General features: G+C 41.5%; 14 protein-coding genes. 13 read left to right on the forward strand and 1 reads right to left on the reverse strand.

The genetic code is table 11. The features are described 5' to 3' along the window. The first annotated feature begins 177 nt into the window (after window positions 1-177). From phnD to citC, 8 genes are all read left to right on the forward strand, one after another. Window positions 178-1,218, forward strand: coding sequence for a phosphate/phosphite/phosphonate ABC transporter substrate-binding protein (gene phnD, locus L4D20_RS01725; protein ID WP_428799836.1), 1,041 nt, complete (start codon window positions 178-180; stop codon window positions 1,216-1,218). 102 nt (window positions 1,219-1,320) lie between these two features. After that, a complete protein-coding gene (gene phnC / locus L4D20_RS01730; protein ID WP_428799837.1) occupies window positions 1,321-2,091 on the forward strand; it encodes a phosphonate ABC transporter ATP-binding protein in 771 nt (256 codons plus the stop codon). Beyond that, the gene (gene phnE, locus L4D20_RS01735; RefSeq protein WP_428799838.1) at window positions 2,079-2,894 is read left to right on the forward strand and encodes a phosphonate ABC transporter, permease protein PhnE; all 816 of its coding nucleotides are present in this window, start codon (window positions 2,079-2,081) and stop codon (window positions 2,892-2,894) included. The genes phnC and phnE (L4D20_RS01735) overlap by 13 nt, the downstream gene beginning before the upstream one ends. Then, window positions 2,894-3,697 carry a phosphonate ABC transporter, permease protein PhnE gene (gene phnE / locus L4D20_RS01740; RefSeq protein ID WP_428799839.1) on the forward strand — a complete coding sequence of 268 codons (804 nt, stop codon included), beginning with the start codon at window positions 2,894-2,896 and terminating at the stop codon, window positions 3,695-3,697. The genes phnE (L4D20_RS01735) and phnE (L4D20_RS01740) overlap by 1 nt, the downstream gene beginning before the upstream one ends. A 407-nt stretch (window positions 3,698-4,104) precedes the next feature. After that, a complete protein-coding gene (locus tag L4D20_RS01745; RefSeq protein ID WP_428799840.1) occupies window positions 4,105-5,094 on the forward strand; it encodes a tripartite tricarboxylate transporter substrate binding protein in 990 nt (329 codons plus the stop codon). A 101-nt stretch (window positions 5,095-5,195) separates the two neighbouring features. Beyond that, a complete protein-coding gene (locus L4D20_RS01750) occupies window positions 5,196-5,690 on the forward strand; it encodes a tripartite tricarboxylate transporter TctB family protein (protein WP_428799841.1) in 495 nt (164 codons plus the stop codon). Between the two features lie 12 nt (window positions 5,691-5,702). Beyond that, window positions 5,703-7,214, forward strand: a complete 1,512-nt coding sequence (locus L4D20_RS01755; RefSeq protein ID WP_428799842.1) for a tripartite tricarboxylate transporter permease — start codon at window positions 5,703-5,705, stop codon at window positions 7,212-7,214. A 317-nt stretch (window positions 7,215-7,531) separates the two neighbouring features. After that, window positions 7,532-8,617 (forward strand): [citrate (pro-3S)-lyase] ligase, encoded by a 1,086-nt coding sequence (citC, locus tag L4D20_RS01760; protein ID WP_428799843.1) that lies wholly within the window; start codon window positions 7,532-7,534, stop codon window positions 8,615-8,617. A gap of 113 nt (window positions 8,618-8,730) precedes the next feature. Here the strand turns inward: citC and citX are convergent, their stop codons facing one another. Further along, entirely contained in the window at window positions 8,731-9,255 is a 525-nt protein-coding gene (gene citX / locus L4D20_RS01765) for a citrate lyase holo-[acyl-carrier protein] synthase (protein ID WP_428799844.1), read from the reverse strand. A gap of 320 nt (window positions 9,256-9,575) precedes the next feature. Here citX and L4D20_RS01770 point away from each other — a divergent pair, with 320 nt between their 5' ends. The 5 genes from L4D20_RS01770 to L4D20_RS01790 all read left to right on the forward strand — a co-directional run bounded on the left by L4D20_RS01770 (window position 9,576) and on the right by L4D20_RS01790 (window position 15,426). Then, window positions 9,576-9,818 (forward strand): OadG family protein, encoded by a 243-nt coding sequence (locus L4D20_RS01770; protein ID WP_428799845.1) that lies wholly within the window; start codon window positions 9,576-9,578, stop codon window positions 9,816-9,818. 29 nt (window positions 9,819-9,847) lie between these two features. After that, on the forward strand, window positions 9,848-11,677 hold the full coding sequence (gene oadA / locus L4D20_RS01775; RefSeq protein ID WP_428799846.1) for a sodium-extruding oxaloacetate decarboxylase subunit alpha: 1,830 nt from the start codon (window positions 9,848-9,850) through the stop codon (window positions 11,675-11,677). A gap of 9 nt (window positions 11,678-11,686) precedes the next feature. Continuing rightward, on the forward strand, window positions 11,687-12,991 hold the full coding sequence (locus L4D20_RS01780) for a sodium ion-translocating decarboxylase subunit beta (protein WP_428799847.1): 1,305 nt from the start codon (window positions 11,687-11,689) through the stop codon (window positions 12,989-12,991). 111 nt (window positions 12,992-13,102) lie between these two features. Beyond that, window positions 13,103-14,740: an ATP-binding protein gene (locus L4D20_RS01785; protein WP_428799848.1), complete on the forward strand. Its 1,638-nt coding sequence runs from the start codon at window positions 13,103-13,105 to the stop codon at window positions 14,738-14,740. After that, a complete protein-coding gene (locus L4D20_RS01790; RefSeq protein ID WP_428799849.1) occupies window positions 14,737-15,426 on the forward strand; it encodes a response regulator in 690 nt (229 codons plus the stop codon). Before L4D20_RS01785 ends, L4D20_RS01790 begins: the two co-directional genes overlap by 4 nt. The last annotated feature ends 211 nt before the right edge of the window (window positions 15,427-15,637 follow it).

The raw sequence follows: 15,637 nt of genomic DNA on the forward strand, positions 1-15,637 counted from the left end.
CATAAGTGACCCAAACAACCAATTTCAAACGGGACATAAGTGACTCAAATCAAGATGAAACTTATTGGTCTGATTTTAACTGATTGATATTTATTATGATTTAAAGTTGGCTTGCTAGTTGCAATAAGCCATGTTGATTAACGTGAAATAAACATTTAATTAACATAAGGAAGTAAAATGAAAAATGTTACCAAAGGATTTCTACTAGCCAGCTCATTGCTATTGCCTTCGCTTTCCTACGCAGAAACTTGTTCTAACCATGGCGTTTTAGACGATAAGTTTTGTGATGAAAATAATGATTTGGTTGCTGACACGCCCAAAAATCCAGATGAGTGGCGTGATCCGAGTACACTGGTTTTCACTTATACACCGGTAGAGGATCCTGCGGTTTATAAAGATGCGTTTGCTGATTTTCAGGCCCACCTTTCGAAGGTGACAGGTAAGAAAGTCATTTATTATACCGTTCACTCAAACTCTGCTCAGGTAGAAGCCATGCGTTCGGGTCGTCTTCATGTTGCTGGTTTTTCGACAGGTCCTACGGGTTACGCCGTTAACCTCGCTGGCTATGTCCCAATTGCAGTTAAAGGTACAGCAGATGGTTTCCAAGGTTATAACCTCATCACCATTGCTCGCAAAGATGGCCAAGTTCAGGATATGTCTGATCTGAAGGGCAAAAGGGTTGCACATACTTCTGCATCATCAAACTCTGGTAACCTAGCTCCTCGTGCTCTATTCCCTTCAGAAGGAATTGTTCCAGACCAAGATTACAAGGTTCTTTACTCGGGTAAGCATGATCAATCAATTTTAGGTGTATTTAACGGAGACTATGACGCAGCACCCGTAGCATCGGACGTCTTTGATCGAATGGCGGATGCGGATCGTGTTGATGAAGAAGAGTTAAATATTATCTATCGAAGCCCCCGATTCCCGACATCTGCCTTTGGTTATGCACATGACTTACACCCAGATTTGGTAGCGAAGATAAGAGAAGCATTTAATACCTATCGATTTACTCCTGAAATGTCGGCGACGTTTAAAGGTGCAGACCGCTTTGCTCCAATCACTTATAAAGAAGAGTGGCAAGTAATTCGAGATATCGCTCACGCTACGGGTACCGCTTATACCAAAACGGGCCTTAAAAAATTAGCTGAGAAAGATGCCGCTAAGCGCGCGAAGAAAAAAGCAGCAGCACTCGCCGCGGAAGCTAATAAAAGTTAAGACTAGAACAACCTAAATTAAACCAAGCCAGTTCCTTTTAAATGTGTGCCTTAACCGGTAGGGCACTGGCTTGCCAAAATTAAAAAATAAAGGATTAAAACAATGACGGTGATGAGTTCTAATGCAATTCAAATCAATAACCTACATCACGAATATATAGTAGGGAAACCTGTACTCAAAGGTATTGATATTGATATTAGTGAACCAGGTATTGTCGCAATTATAGGCCCGTCTGGGACAGGGAAAAGTACACTATTGAAGTGCATCAATAGGCTCAATGATCCTATTGACGGCGAAATTATGTTTGATGGGGCAGATCTGACCAAAGTCAAAGGTAAAGAATTGCGTAAGCTGAGACGCCATATTGGCATGGTCTTTCAGGAATATAATTTAGTTGAACGCTTAACCGTACTGGAGAATGTATTAAGTGGGCGCTTAGGTTATATGAGTTCTTGGGATGCTTGGCGCCGAAACTACAGTGCAGAAGATTTAAAGCAAGCGTTTGAGTTATTAGAGTTTGTAGGTTTGAGTGAGTTTGCAAACCAAAGAGCAGACAGCCTGTCGGGCGGTCAAAGACAACGTGTTGGTATTGCAAGAGCTGTAATGCAAAACCCTTATATATTACTGGCAGACGAACCCACCTCATCACTCGATCCAAAAACGGCTGTGGAGATCATGGAGTTAATGGAGGTGTTCTCAGAACGAAATGACATGCCCGTACTAGTTAATATTCATGATGTGAAGCTGGCGCAGCGATTTGCCAAACGCATCATTGGCATGTGTAACGGAAAAATACATTTTGATGGTGCGCCGAGTGACATCACTGAAGAAGATCTGAAAGTCATTTATGGGGGTGAGTCATGGATGGATTAAGGCAAGCTGCTTCGATAGATAAAAGTAACACCATCGACAAAGAGAACCCTTTTAAACCTTCGCTAGTGAATAAGGCTATTTGGATAGGAATTGCTGTTTACTTGGTCTACAGCTTTAGCACGCTAGGGTTAACAGTCGATAGGGTTTTAATTGGTTTCGGTGAAAGTGAGCGCTTATTAAGTCGCATGTTCCCGCCGGATTTCTCCCGTACTAGTCTTTTAATTGGGGGCTTGTTAGAAAGTTTACAAATCGCCATTATTTCAAGCTTTTTCGGCATTATGATCTCTTTGGTACTAGGGCTACTAGCTGCCAGAAATATGATGCCAGCGGTTGTGAGCACACCCGTTCGTTTGTTTATCGCACTGTGCCGATCGTTCCACCCTGTCATTATCGCCATCATTTTTGTTAAAGCGGTGGGGTTTGGTGCATTAGCGGGCATATTAACGTTGATTATTGCCTCTATCGGTTTCATCGCAAAATTGTTTGCAGAAGCGATAGAAGAAGTCTCGTTTAAACCGGTTGAAGCCATTAAAGCCACGGGTGCGAGCTACATGAGTGTGATTTTGTACGCGGTGATGCCTCAAGTTTTCACTCGATTTATTGGTTTTTCTAGCTACCAATTAGACTCTAACCTTCGTAACTCAACCATGGTTGGCATAGTTGGCGCAGGTGGGTTAGGAGGAACGCTATTCTCTGCTTTCCAGCGTTTTGATTATGATTTTGTATCCGCCATTCTTATTACTATTATTGCCGTCATTTTGGTCGGTGAGTTTCTTTCTAATCTGGTCAGGAGGATCTTCTAATGACAACTGCGAGTATAGATAGAGAGTGGCAGAGGTTTACTCTGTCGGAAAAGCTATCCCGATTTTCCGTGTACTTTGCGATTGCCGCAGCGTTGATTTGGTCTTGGCAAACCGTAGAGGTTATTCCTGAGTTTCTTTATGACGCACCAGAGCAGTTCGTGGATATGTTTAAACGCATGACGCCAGTGGATTATGGCTTCTATCCGACAACGGTGCATGCGGCTCTGATTGAAACCTTACATATCGCGACGTTAGGGACCTTATTTACATTGGTACTAGCGGTTCCTTTGGCGTTATTGAATGCCCCAAATATTACCCCCAATAAAACCATAAACTGGTTAGCTCAGGTGGTACTCGTATCCACCCGTTCAATCAACTCACTGGTTTGGGCACTGTTATTTATTGCTCTTTTTGGACCGGGTGTTTTGGCTGGGATCATGGCGATCGCAGTACGAAGTATTGGTTTCGTTGGCAAACTACTTTCGGAAGCATTAGTTGAAGTTAATATGGGCACAATCGAAGCTATTAAAGCCACGGGTGCTCCTAAGGCTAGTATATTAATGAAAGGCTATTGGCCTCAGGTAATGCCCGCTTTTTATTCAATAGTACTGTTTCGTTGGGATATCAATGTACGGGAGTCTGCAGTATTGGGGTTAGTAGGGGCTGGAGGCATTGGTGTCGTGCTTAACGATGCTCAAAACCTCTTTGAATGGCAAAAGGTGTCTATGGTGCTAATCAGCATCTTCGCTGTTGTCATTATTGCGGAAGCGATAGTCGTGCAAATTCGTAAGCGCTTGTTGTAGATAATCAATATTGTCATATCTATTTCAATAGATGTATCTAAAAATGAAAACCGGGCTGAAGCTCGGTTTTTTGTTTTCTACGAATGGGATAACAATGTTTCATATAATGAAAAGAAAAGTTACTTAATATATAAGCAAGTCAATTTAAATGATTGTTCTTGTGAACCTATATAGGTTTTTTTCCTAGAAAGGAGAGCTCTATGCTCTCCTTTTTATTTATCAATTAGTTATCAATTTCATTAAAAATCATTAACGCCATATCCGCCTTTAAACAACTAATTTATAGAGTTTTGAATCACATTCCCTATTACCTATTCAGGGAATAATTACTTCATCAATTTGACGCTGAATATTATTAACAACAGCAAATAATTGAATTCAGGGAAATAACAATAATAGGTAATAAAATGAACATGAAACTTAAAAGTGTAATGATCGGAGCCGCAATGATGTCTGTCGCAGCTATTCCAGCAGGTGCTGCATTTGCGAAAGATTACCCGCCAAAAACATTATCGTTTGTTGCACCGTCTGGTGCTGGCGGTGGTTGGGATTTAACTATTCGTACTGTTGCTAAAACACTAAAAGACACTGGTCTAGTAAAAGCAAATATGCCAATCACAAACCGTCCTGGTGGCGGTGGTGCGGTTAACCTTGCCTATATGCAAACACAGCAAGGTAGCGACAAATTAATCTCTGTTTACTCACCACCAATTCTGCTAACAAACCTTACCGGTGCAAGTAAATACAGCTACCAAGATACAACGCCATTGGCTCGTTTAATTACGGATTATGGCGCATTCGTTGTGTCTAAAGATTCGCAATACACGTCTATTAACCAAGTAATGGAAGCACTAAGCAAAGATCCTAAGAGTGTTAAGGTTGGCGGAACATCTGCAGCCGGCAGTATGGACCACATTCAGTTTCTTATGATTGCAAAAGCCGCGGGTGTCCCGAATCTTAATCAAATCGATTACATATCCTTTCAAGACGGTGGTGCTGTGGCTCAAGTATTGGGTGGACACGTTGACCTCATTTCAACCGGTCTTGGCGACGTTGCTCAGTTAGTAGAAAGTGGTCATTTATCCGCTCTTGCACATACTGCTGACAAGCGTGTTGGTAAAGGCGCAGTTGCTGAAATTCCAACGGTAAAAGAGCAAGGTATCGACGAAACATTTGAAAACTGGCGTGGTCTGTTCGCTCCAAAAGATATGCCAGCTTACGCGGTTGAATATTGGACTGAAACGTTAGAAAAAATGGTTGAAACACCAGAGTGGGCTGAAGCGCGTGAGCGTAACGGTTGGGATGATGCATACCAAAATGGTGCTGAATTCACTAAGTTCTTGGCTACAACCAATGAAGATTATAAAGAAATCCTAGCTGAAATCTTTAATAAGTAATTCATCATTCGTTTATTAATAATAGAGCGCCTGATGATTGGCGCTCTCAAATATATTCGAGTCCTCGTTAGCCTTAATCATTATTAGAGAAAGGATATTATATGGAACAGCAAAAAATCCGACCAAATTGGGATGCATTTACCGGTTTATTCAGCATTGCATTTGGCCTTATCTATGGGGGCATGACTTACGCTATGCCAAGGGCTGCGTTTGGCAATCCTTTAGACCCACTATATTTCCCGGCGGGCGTAGCTATTTTAACGCTAATTGTAGGTGTCATTTTATTGCTTCGAAGCAATATGAAAGCCTCAATACAAGCTTACGTCAACCTTATCAATGAAGACGAAACTAAGAAGTACGATCGTAAAAGAATTTTATACACCTGCATAGTATCTATTGGCTACGCGATGATATTCGACACGCTTGGCTATGTGATCAGCACATTCTTATTCATGTTCGCGATGCTTACTATCACTGGTGGTAAAGAAGTTTGGAAGAGAAGCACAGTCGTCGCACTTGTGTTTGCCGTGACCGTATTCTTTATCTTTAGCACGCTGCTAAGCATCAGTCTTCCACCATTACCATTTATGGAATAGGACGAAATAACTATGAGTGAAATTTTAGCTAACTTAATGAATGGTTTCGGTGTGGCTCTCCAGCCTTACCATTTATTACTAGTAACTGTGGGCGGTGTACTTGGTACTATCGTTGGTATGCTCCCGGGTCTTGGCCCTGCAACGGGCGTTGCGGTATTACTACCAATGACGTTTGCAATGGGCCCAACTGCTGCTTTGATCACTATGACTGGTGTATACATCGGTGCAATGTTCGGTGGCTCGCGCAGTTCGATTCTAATCAATACCCCTGGGGACGGCGCTGCACTAGCCGCCACTTTTGACGGCTATCCCATGGCGATGAAAGGGCGAGCAGAGTCTGCATTGGCTATCTCGGCAATAGCATCACTGATTGGTGGTACGATTGCTGCAGTACTAATGACACTACTTGCTGAACCGGTTGCTGGCTTTGCTTTGAAATTTGGTCCTGCTGAGTATTTCTTGCTAATGGTTGCGGCACTGTCTATGACGGCATCTATGTCAAAAGGCAACATGCTTAAAGGCTTCCTATCAATGGTGATTGGTCTTGCCATAGCAACCGTTGGTATTGATGCACAGTCAGGTACAGAACGCTTTACATTTGGCAACCTACACCTTCAAACTGGTATTGATTTCTTAGTTGTTATCATCGGTATCTACGCGATGGGTGAAGTATTCAAAAGCTTTAGCTCTCTAAGTAAAGGCACCAAGAAAGCGCAAACTAAATTCAAACGTATTTGGATTGAAGGTGATGACTGGAAACGTTCTAAGTGGGCTATTCTACGTAGTGCTCCAGTTGGCTTTATCATCGGTTCATTGCCTGGTGCTGGTGGTACGATGGCTTCGCTTATGTGTTACAACAATGAAAAGCAGCTCTCTAAACACAGCGATGAGTTCGGTCAAGGTGCTATCGAAGGTCTTGCTGCTCCTGAGTCGGCAAACAATGCCGCTTCTATTGGTGCGATGATCCCTATGTTATCACTGGGTGTACCGGGTTCAGGTACAACTGCGGTAATGATGGGTGCACTACTGATGCTGGGTATTCAACCTGGTCCACTACTGTTTGTTCAACACGCTGACGTTGCATGGGGTCTAATTGCTAGTATGTTTGTTGCAAACATTATTCTAGCAGTTGTGAACATCCCTCTAGCTGGTGTGTTGGTTCGAGTACTGGCAATTCCGCCTAAAGTTCTTTACCCAATTGTACTAGGCCTTGCGTTCATCGGTTGTTACGCAATCAGTAACTCAACGATTGAGTTCTACATCTTAGTAATCCTAGGTGTGGCCGGTGTTGTAATGAAACGTACAAACATCCCAACAGCACCAATGATTCTAGCGGTAATCGTCGGTGGTACGATGGAGCAGTCATTCCGTCAGGCATTTAGAATCTCAAACCAAGACTTTGCTATCTTTGGTAGCTCAACAGTGTCTCAGGTTCTTATTGCAATCACTGTACTTTCGATTGGACTTCCGCTACTTGGAATGTACAGAAAAAGCAAAGCGGATCAAAAGCCACAAACTGCTTAATATAGAAATCGTTTAACATTTCATTAAGTCAAAATGAGAGCCAATCCTTATCACTTTAAGGGTTGGCTTTTTTATATACATTCGTTTTTCTATATGGGTTGGGTATATGGTTTGGGTATGTGTTGAGTTGAAAGTATTTGTATGGCCTATTTGTTGTGATATTTAGGGTTAAGTTGTTAATAACTAGAGAAAATCGAGATTAAATCATTTACGTCATTTAAATTCATAGTGTGCTACTGGAGATATGACTAAACTCAACTTTTATACGTCCAATAAATCCGATAATTTAAACGTGAATTTTCTAAAGAGAAAGGTCAGTGCTCACTTCATACAGTTTTGAACAAATCAATAAAACCAATGCGAGAAGAATGGAAAAGGTTAGAGCCTTCTTAAGCATTATGGGGTTGGGAGTGGATTTGGATGTCGAACTCTTTGTTATTGCTTACGCGAATGGAAAAGTGATTGCCTGTGGTGGACTTGCGGGTAGCACATTAAAATCGATTGCCGTTGATGCTGAATATCAGGGAACTGGATTATCAACTAAGTTGCTGACAGAGCTCGTTACAAGAGCCTATGATTTAGGTCGCTACAACTTGTTTATTTACACCAAGCCTGAAAATTATGCGATGTTCCACAGCGCTGGGTTTTATCAGCTTACCTCGGTTAAAGACCGAGTCATCTTGCTTGAAAATAGCAAGACACGTTTGTCGAGCTATTGTTATGACCTGTCTCAGCATAAGAAGCCCGGTGACATGATTGGTAGCATTGTAATGAATGCAAACCCTTTTACTAATGGTCATCGGTATTTGGTTGAACATGCAGCGAAGCAGTGTGATTGGGTTCATCTGTTTGTGGTAAAAGAAGACCGTTCGTTTTTCTCCTATAAGGATCGACTCACAATGATTCGTGCTGGCCTCAAAGATCTGACCAATGTGATCATTCATGAAGGTTCTGATTACATCATTTCACGTGCAACCTTTCCAAGCTACTTCTTAAAAGACGAAGGCGTGATCAACTATTGCCATACTGCTGTGGATTTGCAGCTATTTCGTTCTTATATTGGTCCGGCTTTGGGGGTGACTCATCGCTTTGTCGGGACAGAGCCTATTTGTGCGGTAACACGTTTTTATAATCAGCAAATGCAGCAATGGCTATCAACCCCAACACTTGATGAACCTGCAATTTCTCTGGTGGAATTACCGCGTACAGAGTGCACTAGCGAGCCTATCTCTGCGTCGTTAGTTCGCAATTTACTGTTCGACAACCAGTGGGATATGATTGCTCAGTTAGTGCCTGAGAGCACTTATAATCATCTAGAGCAACTCTTCAAATTAGAAACGTCTGTTTACCAAGTAAAAAGAAGAGCAATGACATTAAAAGAGAAACAGAGCGCTGTGGCTTAGGTTCAAATTTAGACATTTAGTTTATAAAAAAACGCCAACATTGAGTTGGCGTTTTTTTATATCTGCATTGAATATTCTATTTATCTAAAGCGTGTTGCCCTTAACGAGTTGGTTCAAATAGGACTTACATGTTTATCAGACAGCGATAAAATCATCGTCTGTATTTCCTCTAGAGAATGACGATTGTTTCGACGACAAGATTGTGCTGATTGAGAGCAAATAGGACACTTGCGAGGGATCATATTGCACGACTTTCTTGAAATCATCTTACCTTGATGGTTCATTACGTCGAGATTGAACAGTGTACCTAAAGGGTGAGTACGCTCAATCTCCATCATATGTTTTTTAATATCATTCGCTGATTGAGAGTCCATCACAAATAGAGCCTCAGAGCCCAGTGCACTGTGGGTGATTTGCCGAGTGAGTATATCGAAATTGAGTTCAGAAACTTTAGCTTTAATCGCATCTAAAGCGTCATGAAAAATAATATCTGTGTACTTTTCTTTTGCCAATGAACTAGGGATGTTTAACGTTAGCGTCATTATTGGTTTGCCAAACTGTCTTAACAAATTGCTCTGCTGCTCATTTCGTATAGCTATATCGTTGAAATATTCATTTATATTATTTGTGTTTCTCATACCAATCTCTTTATCCATCAGGTGTCCATCTAAGGACCATATCTACTTTTTCCTAAAATATACTCGAGATCAAAAGCAGTTATTAACGACGTTTGAGTTTTAAATGGTGTTAATGGGGTTAACTAAATACTGGGATTTTTGATGGTTTTTATTGGGGTAATTTGTGGTTAATTAATTAAATAAAAACACCTCAAATAATTAAATTAATTAACGCCATTTAAGTTGTTTTGCCGTGTAATTTGAATGATGGGCTTCACGATGTAGCATCAACTTGACCAGTAGACTCTACAAACATTATTCAACACGGATTAAGAATGATTATGAGTCAAGACCCAATTATTTATGAAGGTTTCACTCTCATGGCGTTAGGCATGGGGTTTGTATTTTGCTTTTTATGTCTATTGGTAGGGGCTATTCGCGTACTAACCAAAGTCTCTTCCTACTTTGTACCGCCAGCAGAGCCAGCTCCTCCGGTTTGTACTCAAGTACCAACAGCATCAAACGACACTCTTGTCGCCGCCATCTCAGCTGTACTTCATCATCATAAGAAAAAATTTAGTTAATTACTGTTTTAGAACATAGGGAATTTTCAATGTCTAATATTAAAAAGCCGCTTGGAATCACAGATGTAGTTTTGCGCGATGCTCACCAATCACTTTTTGCTACTCGTTTGCGTCTAGACGATATGTTACCCATCGCGTCAGAATTAGATGAGATCGGTTACTGGTCACTGGAAACGTGGGGTGGTGCTACTTTTGACTCGTGTATTCGTTTCCTTGGTGAAGATCCTTGGCACCGTCTACGTGAACTTAAAAAAGCGATGCCTAACACTAAGCAGCAAATGCTGTTTAGAGGACAAAACATTCTGGGTTACCGTCACTACGCTGATGACGTGGTTGATAAATTTGTAGAACGTGCTGTGTTTAACGGCATGGATGTATTCCGAGTGTTTGATGCACTCAATGATGTACGCAACATGAAGCAGTCAATCGCAGCGGTAAATAAACAGGGTGCGCATGCACAAGGCACGATCTGTTATACAACCAGCCGAGTTCACACAATGCAGTCGTGGATTGACGTTGCTGAGCAGCTTGTAGAGTGTGGCGTTGATTCAATTGCAATCAAAGACATGGCGGGTGTCATGACCCCGTATGAAGCATTTGAATTAGTATCGACCCTTAAAAAACAGCTTGATGTAGATCTTCATCTGCATTGCCATTCTACAGCAGGGTTGGCTGACATGACTTTGCTAAAAGCTATTGAAGCGGGTGTTGACCGTGTTGATACGGCAATTTCTTCAATGAGCGGAACCTATGGTCACCCATGTACTGAATCGATTGTTGCAGCGCTTGAAGGTACAGATCGAGAAACGGGTATGAACATTGGCAAGCTTGAAAACATCGCGGCATATTTTAGAGAGACGCGCAAAAAGTATCACGAGTTTGAAGGCCAACTAAAGGGCGCCGACTCTCGCATTTTGGTTGCTCAAGTGCCTGGCGGCATGCTGACGAATATGGAAGCACAATTAAAGCAGCAAAACGCTCTCGATAAGATGGACCAAGTATTAGAAGAGATCCCACGTGTACGTGAAGACCTTGGCCTTATTCCATTGGTAACGCCGACATCTCAAATTGTAGGTACACAAGCTGTCATCAACGTCATGATGGGTGAACGTTATAAAACGGTTACTAAAGAAACGGCAGGTGTTCTAAAAGGTGAATATGGTCAAACGCCTGCGCCTGTAGATAGTGAACTACAAGCAAAAGTGTTGGACGGAAGTGAAGCCATTACATGCAGACCTGCTGATCTGATTGCACCAGAAATTGAAAAACTTTCATTAGATGTTCAAGAGCAAGCGAAAGAGAAAGGTATCTCACTCTCTGATGACATTATTGATGATGTGCTAACCGTTGCTTTATTTGACCAAGTAGGTTGGAAGTTCTTAGAAAATCGTAATAACCCTGATGCTTTCGAACCGTTCCCCGTTGAAGCCGATCCAGTGGCTAACTCAGCGAAAGCGTCTCAAGTTAACAAAGAAGACGAAGCGGTTTATACCATCAATGTTAATAACCAAAGTTACGTCGTACAGATAAACGAAGGTGCTGATCCTGAAGTTCTTGCAGCTTCGGCTTCACAGAATCAAACGAGCTTAAATTCATCCCCCAATGCAGCGCCTGCTTCAGCACCCTCTAGTGCTCCTTCTGGAAATGCAGAAACAGTCGCTGCCCCTCTTGCTGGTAACATTTGGAAAATTCCAACGAAAGTCGGGCAAGAGGTGAAAGAAGGTGAAGTACTTCTAATTCTAGAAGCGATGAAGATGGAAACTGAAATTCGTGCATCGCGTGATGGCGTAATTCAAAACCTAACGGTATCTGAAGGTGATTCAGTGCAGGTAGGTGACTCACTACTCGCACTAGCATAAGGGTAAATTATGGACAGTATTTTAGCCTTAGTAAGAGACTTCGGTTTCCTACATTTGCAAATGGGCCAAGCAGCAATGATCGTTATCGGTCTCGGCCTGCTTTACCTTGCGATTGTTAAAAAGTTTGAACCACTACTGCTTGTACCAATTGGCCTTGGTGGCATTCTTGCAAACTTGCCAGAAGCGAACCTAGCAGTCAGTGGTGTGGAAGCGGCTATTTATGCAGGTAAAGCTGAAGTTATGGCGGGTTTTGCAAGTATCTTGGAACTTGCAGATGCGTCACCGGATGTCATTAAGTACGCGTTAGATTCTGCCACACCTCAGCAAAAGATGGGCTTACAGCTATTGGCTGAACAGTTCAAATACAGTGATGGAATGTTGTATACCTTCTACAACGTAGTCATTGCGTCTGGTGTTGGTCCACTAGTGATATTTATGGGGGTGGGTGCGATGACCGATTTTGGTCCTCTACTCGCTAACCCTAAAACATTACTATTAGGTGCAGCTGCGCAGTTCGGCATCTTTGCCACCGTGTTAGGTGCATTGGGTCTTAGCCAGCTAGGGTTAATGGATTTTAGCGTGGCACAAGCTGCGGCAATTGGCATTATTGGTGGCGCTGATGGCCCAACGGCTATCTACGTTTCTAGCATGCTTGCTCCTGAACTTTTAGGCGCAATCGCTGTTGCAGCTTATTCTTACATGGCTTTGGTTCCAATGATCCAGCCGCCTATTATGAGAGCGTTAACAACAGAAGCGGAACGTAAGATCACAATGACTCAGCTTCGCACAGTGAGCAAAGTTGAAAAAGTCTGCTTCCCGTTAATGCTGCTTATACTGATTGCTATGTTACTCCCTTCAGCAACACCACTACTGGGTATGTTCTGTTTTGGTAACCTGATGCGTGAGTGTGGTGTGGTTGAACGTTTAAATGAAACAGCTCAAAACGGCTTAATCAACATTGTGACTATTTTCCTTGGTCTATCTGTTGGTTCCAAGCTTATGGCTGATAAGTTTTTACAACCACAAACACTTGGAATTCTAGCATTAGGTATCGTGGCTTTCTGCGTGGGTACAGCGACTGGCTTGATCATGGCTAAACTAATGAATAAAGTCTGCAAAGAGAAGGTCAATCCGCTGATCGGCTCTGCTGGTGTTTCTGCTGTACCGATGGCTGCACGAGTGACCAACAAAGTGGGCCTAGAAGCGAATGCACAGAACTTTCTACTGATGCACGCAATGGGTCCAAACGTCGCTGGTGTTATTGGCTCGGCAGTAGCTGCCGGTGTAATGATCAAGTATGTGATCGGTGGTTAAGCAAACTATTAAAAGGGAGGCATCAGTGCCTTCCTTTCTATTGATATTCTTGTCAGAATAATAATTCAATATTTTGGATGAATATAGAATTAATAAAGGGAGCCTTTGTGTATGAGCACTACCTCTATGCAATTAATAGCAAGAGTAAAAAGCGGTTTATCATTTAGAAATCGAGTCTTTATATTAATTTTTGCATTAATGATGGTGCAACTGATCTTTGTAAGTATAAATTTCCACAAAGGTCTTCTCGATACTTTAGAGCACCAAGTTGGAACGCGTGCCTTAATTCAAGCAAAAGAAATTGCCAGTGATCCCGAGTTAATTCAAGAAGTAAGAATTAAAAATGTCCCAGCGATAGAGCGAGTAATAGATAGACTGCATAAGATCTCTGATGCTAGCTTTATTGTCATTGGTGATTCGAATGGCATACGGTTATCTCATCCAGTAAAAAGTCAAATTGGATTTCCGATGCAGGGGGGTGATAATGCGGGCGTTTTAGAACGCGGCGAAGCATATATTTCGCTAAAGGAAGGAAGCCTTGGTTATGGTGTTCGTGGAAAAGCCCCAATTGTTGATTTCGATGGTGAAATAATCGGCGTTATTTCAGTTGGTTATTTATTTGATCGATTTGAACAGTGGGTTGAATTTTATTTTGAACCTGTCGTGTACGAATTCATATTGATGTTCTTTCTTACTATCGTGGGAGCGTGGTTCTTTTCAAGCCATATTAAGAAAAAAATGAACGGTATGGAGCCTTCTGAAATTGCTATGGCGCTCTATTTGCAAAAATCCATTTTGTCTTCCGTTTATGAGGGTGTTATCGCCATAGATAAAGAAGGGACGATTCTCACGACAAACCGTAGTGCACTAGATATCCTAGGTGCGAATGGCAATGTTCAAGGCGTTACCTCTCGGTCGATTACTAACCTCGTTAGCAACTCACAGTTTTTTTTCCAAACCCCTTTCGATAAAAACATAAAAGATGAAATTGTCTCAATTAATAACCAAACAGTTATAGCAAATCGTGTTGCAATATTTGATAAAGAAGATTTAATTGGTTGGGTTGTCAGCTTTAGGCACAAGAATGATATCAACTCATTAACAGCAGAATTAACACAAATTAAACAATACACCGATAACTTACGAGTTATGCGTCATGAGCATGCTAATAAACTATCGACAATAAGTGGTTTAATTGAAATAGGTGAGAATCAAGCAGCATTAGAATTGATCAATAGTGAAAGTATTAGAAAACAGCAATTAATTGATTTTGTAAGCTCTAGAATTAAATTAAAGCAGATTGCGGGGATTTTACTTGGTAAATATTCTCGATCTTGCGAACTTGGTCTAGATTTACAGTTTGATCCTACCTGTCAATTATATCAATTAAGTGAGAAAATAGATCCAAACGAATTGTCTGCCATTATTGGAAATTTGATTGATAATGCATTCGAGGCAACTCTAAAAAACCCTGAAAGTAACAAGATTGTTACAGTGTTAATTACCGATGCAGGTAATGACTTAGTTATTGAAGTTGGTGATAACGGTTGCGGAATTTCAGCTGATATAGCCAGTACGATATTTAGTCGAGGGGTTACCAGTAAAAATGATAATGAAGGCCATGGAATAGGTCTGTACCTAATTAACAGGTACGTAACAAATGCTGGAGGAGTTATATTAGTCGACGATGCAGAACCGAAGGGAACCATATTTTCGATATTTATTCCGAATAAGGTGAATGAAGAATGAATATGATCGATGTATTAATTATTGAGGATGAAGTAGGGATTGCTGAACTGCATGCACAATTTTTTCGTCAAACGGTAAGGTTTAACCCCATTGGTATCGCTTCAAGCGTCGCCATGGCAAAAACCATGATCCGTATCCACAAACCAAAACTGATTATTTTAGATAACTACCTGCCAGACGGCCTAGGAATAGATCTTTTCCGAGACGTGATTGCGGAGAAAGGGAATTACAAACCAGACTTTATACTGGTAACGGCCTCAAGTGAGATGGACACCGTTAAAGATGCGCTTCAGTGTGGTTGTTTTGACTACCTTTTAAAGCCAATCTCTTATGATCGATTGCAAGAAACGCTGAACCGATACTTAAAGTACAACTGTGCAATTAAAGCGTTTGATAATATTAGCCAACGTCATGTTGATGATCTTTTTAATATTCAAGCTAGAGACAAAGAATCGAGTCGATTACCAAAAGGAATTGGTGAGTTAACGCTGGACAAGATCAAGCAAGTCTTTAGCCAGAATTGTGGTTTTAAATTTACTGCAGAGAGCTTAGGCTCAGAAGTTGGCATTAGTAAAACCACCGCAAGACGCTACCTTGAATACTGTTCGGCAAGTGGCTTTTTGGCTGTTGAAAATGAACACGGTCGAGTTGGTCGCCCTGAAAGAGTTTATGTTAAAAACGATTAGTCGATCCTAAACTTAGTTGTCTCTAAAAAAACGCCACTTTCTTAATAAGAAAGTGGCGTTTTTATGCGTACAACGCTGCCATTCAAACACTAAAACCCTCTCTTCATACGAATTAAAGCCCTAAAACTAACCTTCAAAGTGGTTAAATTCATTAACTCCATTAATGGTGTTTACCCTATGGCGAAACTTGAACTTCATCCCCTTATAACAG

Origin of the sequence: Vibrio kyushuensis (assembly GCF_050337325.1) — a bacterium.
GTDB classification, from domain to species: domain Bacteria; phylum Pseudomonadota; class Gammaproteobacteria; order Enterobacterales; family Vibrionaceae; genus Vibrio; species Vibrio kyushuensis.

Bases quoted from the DNA above. Each gene is read 5' to 3' on its own strand.
- L4D20_RS01745 (WP_428799840.1), top strand. From the start codon at position 4,105: ATGAACATGAAACTTAAAAGTGTAATGATCGGAGCCGCAATGATGTCT.
- citX (WP_428799844.1), bottom strand. From the start codon at position 9,255: ATGAGAAACACAAATAATATAAATGAATATTTCAACGATATAGCTATA.
- phnD (WP_428799836.1), top strand. From the start codon at position 178: ATGAAAAATGTTACCAAAGGATTTCTACTAGCCAGCTCATTGCTATTG.
- L4D20_RS01750 (WP_428799841.1), top strand. From the start codon at position 5,196: ATGGAACAGCAAAAAATCCGACCAAATTGGGATGCATTTACCGGTTTA.
- phnC (WP_428799837.1), top strand. From the start codon at position 1,321: ATGACGGTGATGAGTTCTAATGCAATTCAAATCAATAACCTACATCAC.
- phnE (WP_428799838.1), top strand. From the start codon at position 2,079: ATGGATGGATTAAGGCAAGCTGCTTCGATAGATAAAAGTAACACCATC.
- L4D20_RS01785 (WP_428799848.1), top strand. From the start codon at position 13,103: ATGAGCACTACCTCTATGCAATTAATAGCAAGAGTAAAAAGCGGTTTA.
- L4D20_RS01790 (WP_428799849.1), top strand. From the start codon at position 14,737: ATGAATATGATCGATGTATTAATTATTGAGGATGAAGTAGGGATTGCT.
- L4D20_RS01770 (WP_428799845.1), top strand. From the start codon at position 9,576: ATGAGTCAAGACCCAATTATTTATGAAGGTTTCACTCTCATGGCGTTA.
- oadA (WP_428799846.1), top strand. From the start codon at position 9,848: ATGTCTAATATTAAAAAGCCGCTTGGAATCACAGATGTAGTTTTGCGC.
- phnE (WP_428799839.1), top strand. From the start codon at position 2,894: ATGACAACTGCGAGTATAGATAGAGAGTGGCAGAGGTTTACTCTGTCG.
- L4D20_RS01780 (WP_428799847.1), top strand. From the start codon at position 11,687: ATGGACAGTATTTTAGCCTTAGTAAGAGACTTCGGTTTCCTACATTTG.
- L4D20_RS01755 (WP_428799842.1), top strand. From the start codon at position 5,703: ATGAGTGAAATTTTAGCTAACTTAATGAATGGTTTCGGTGTGGCTCTC.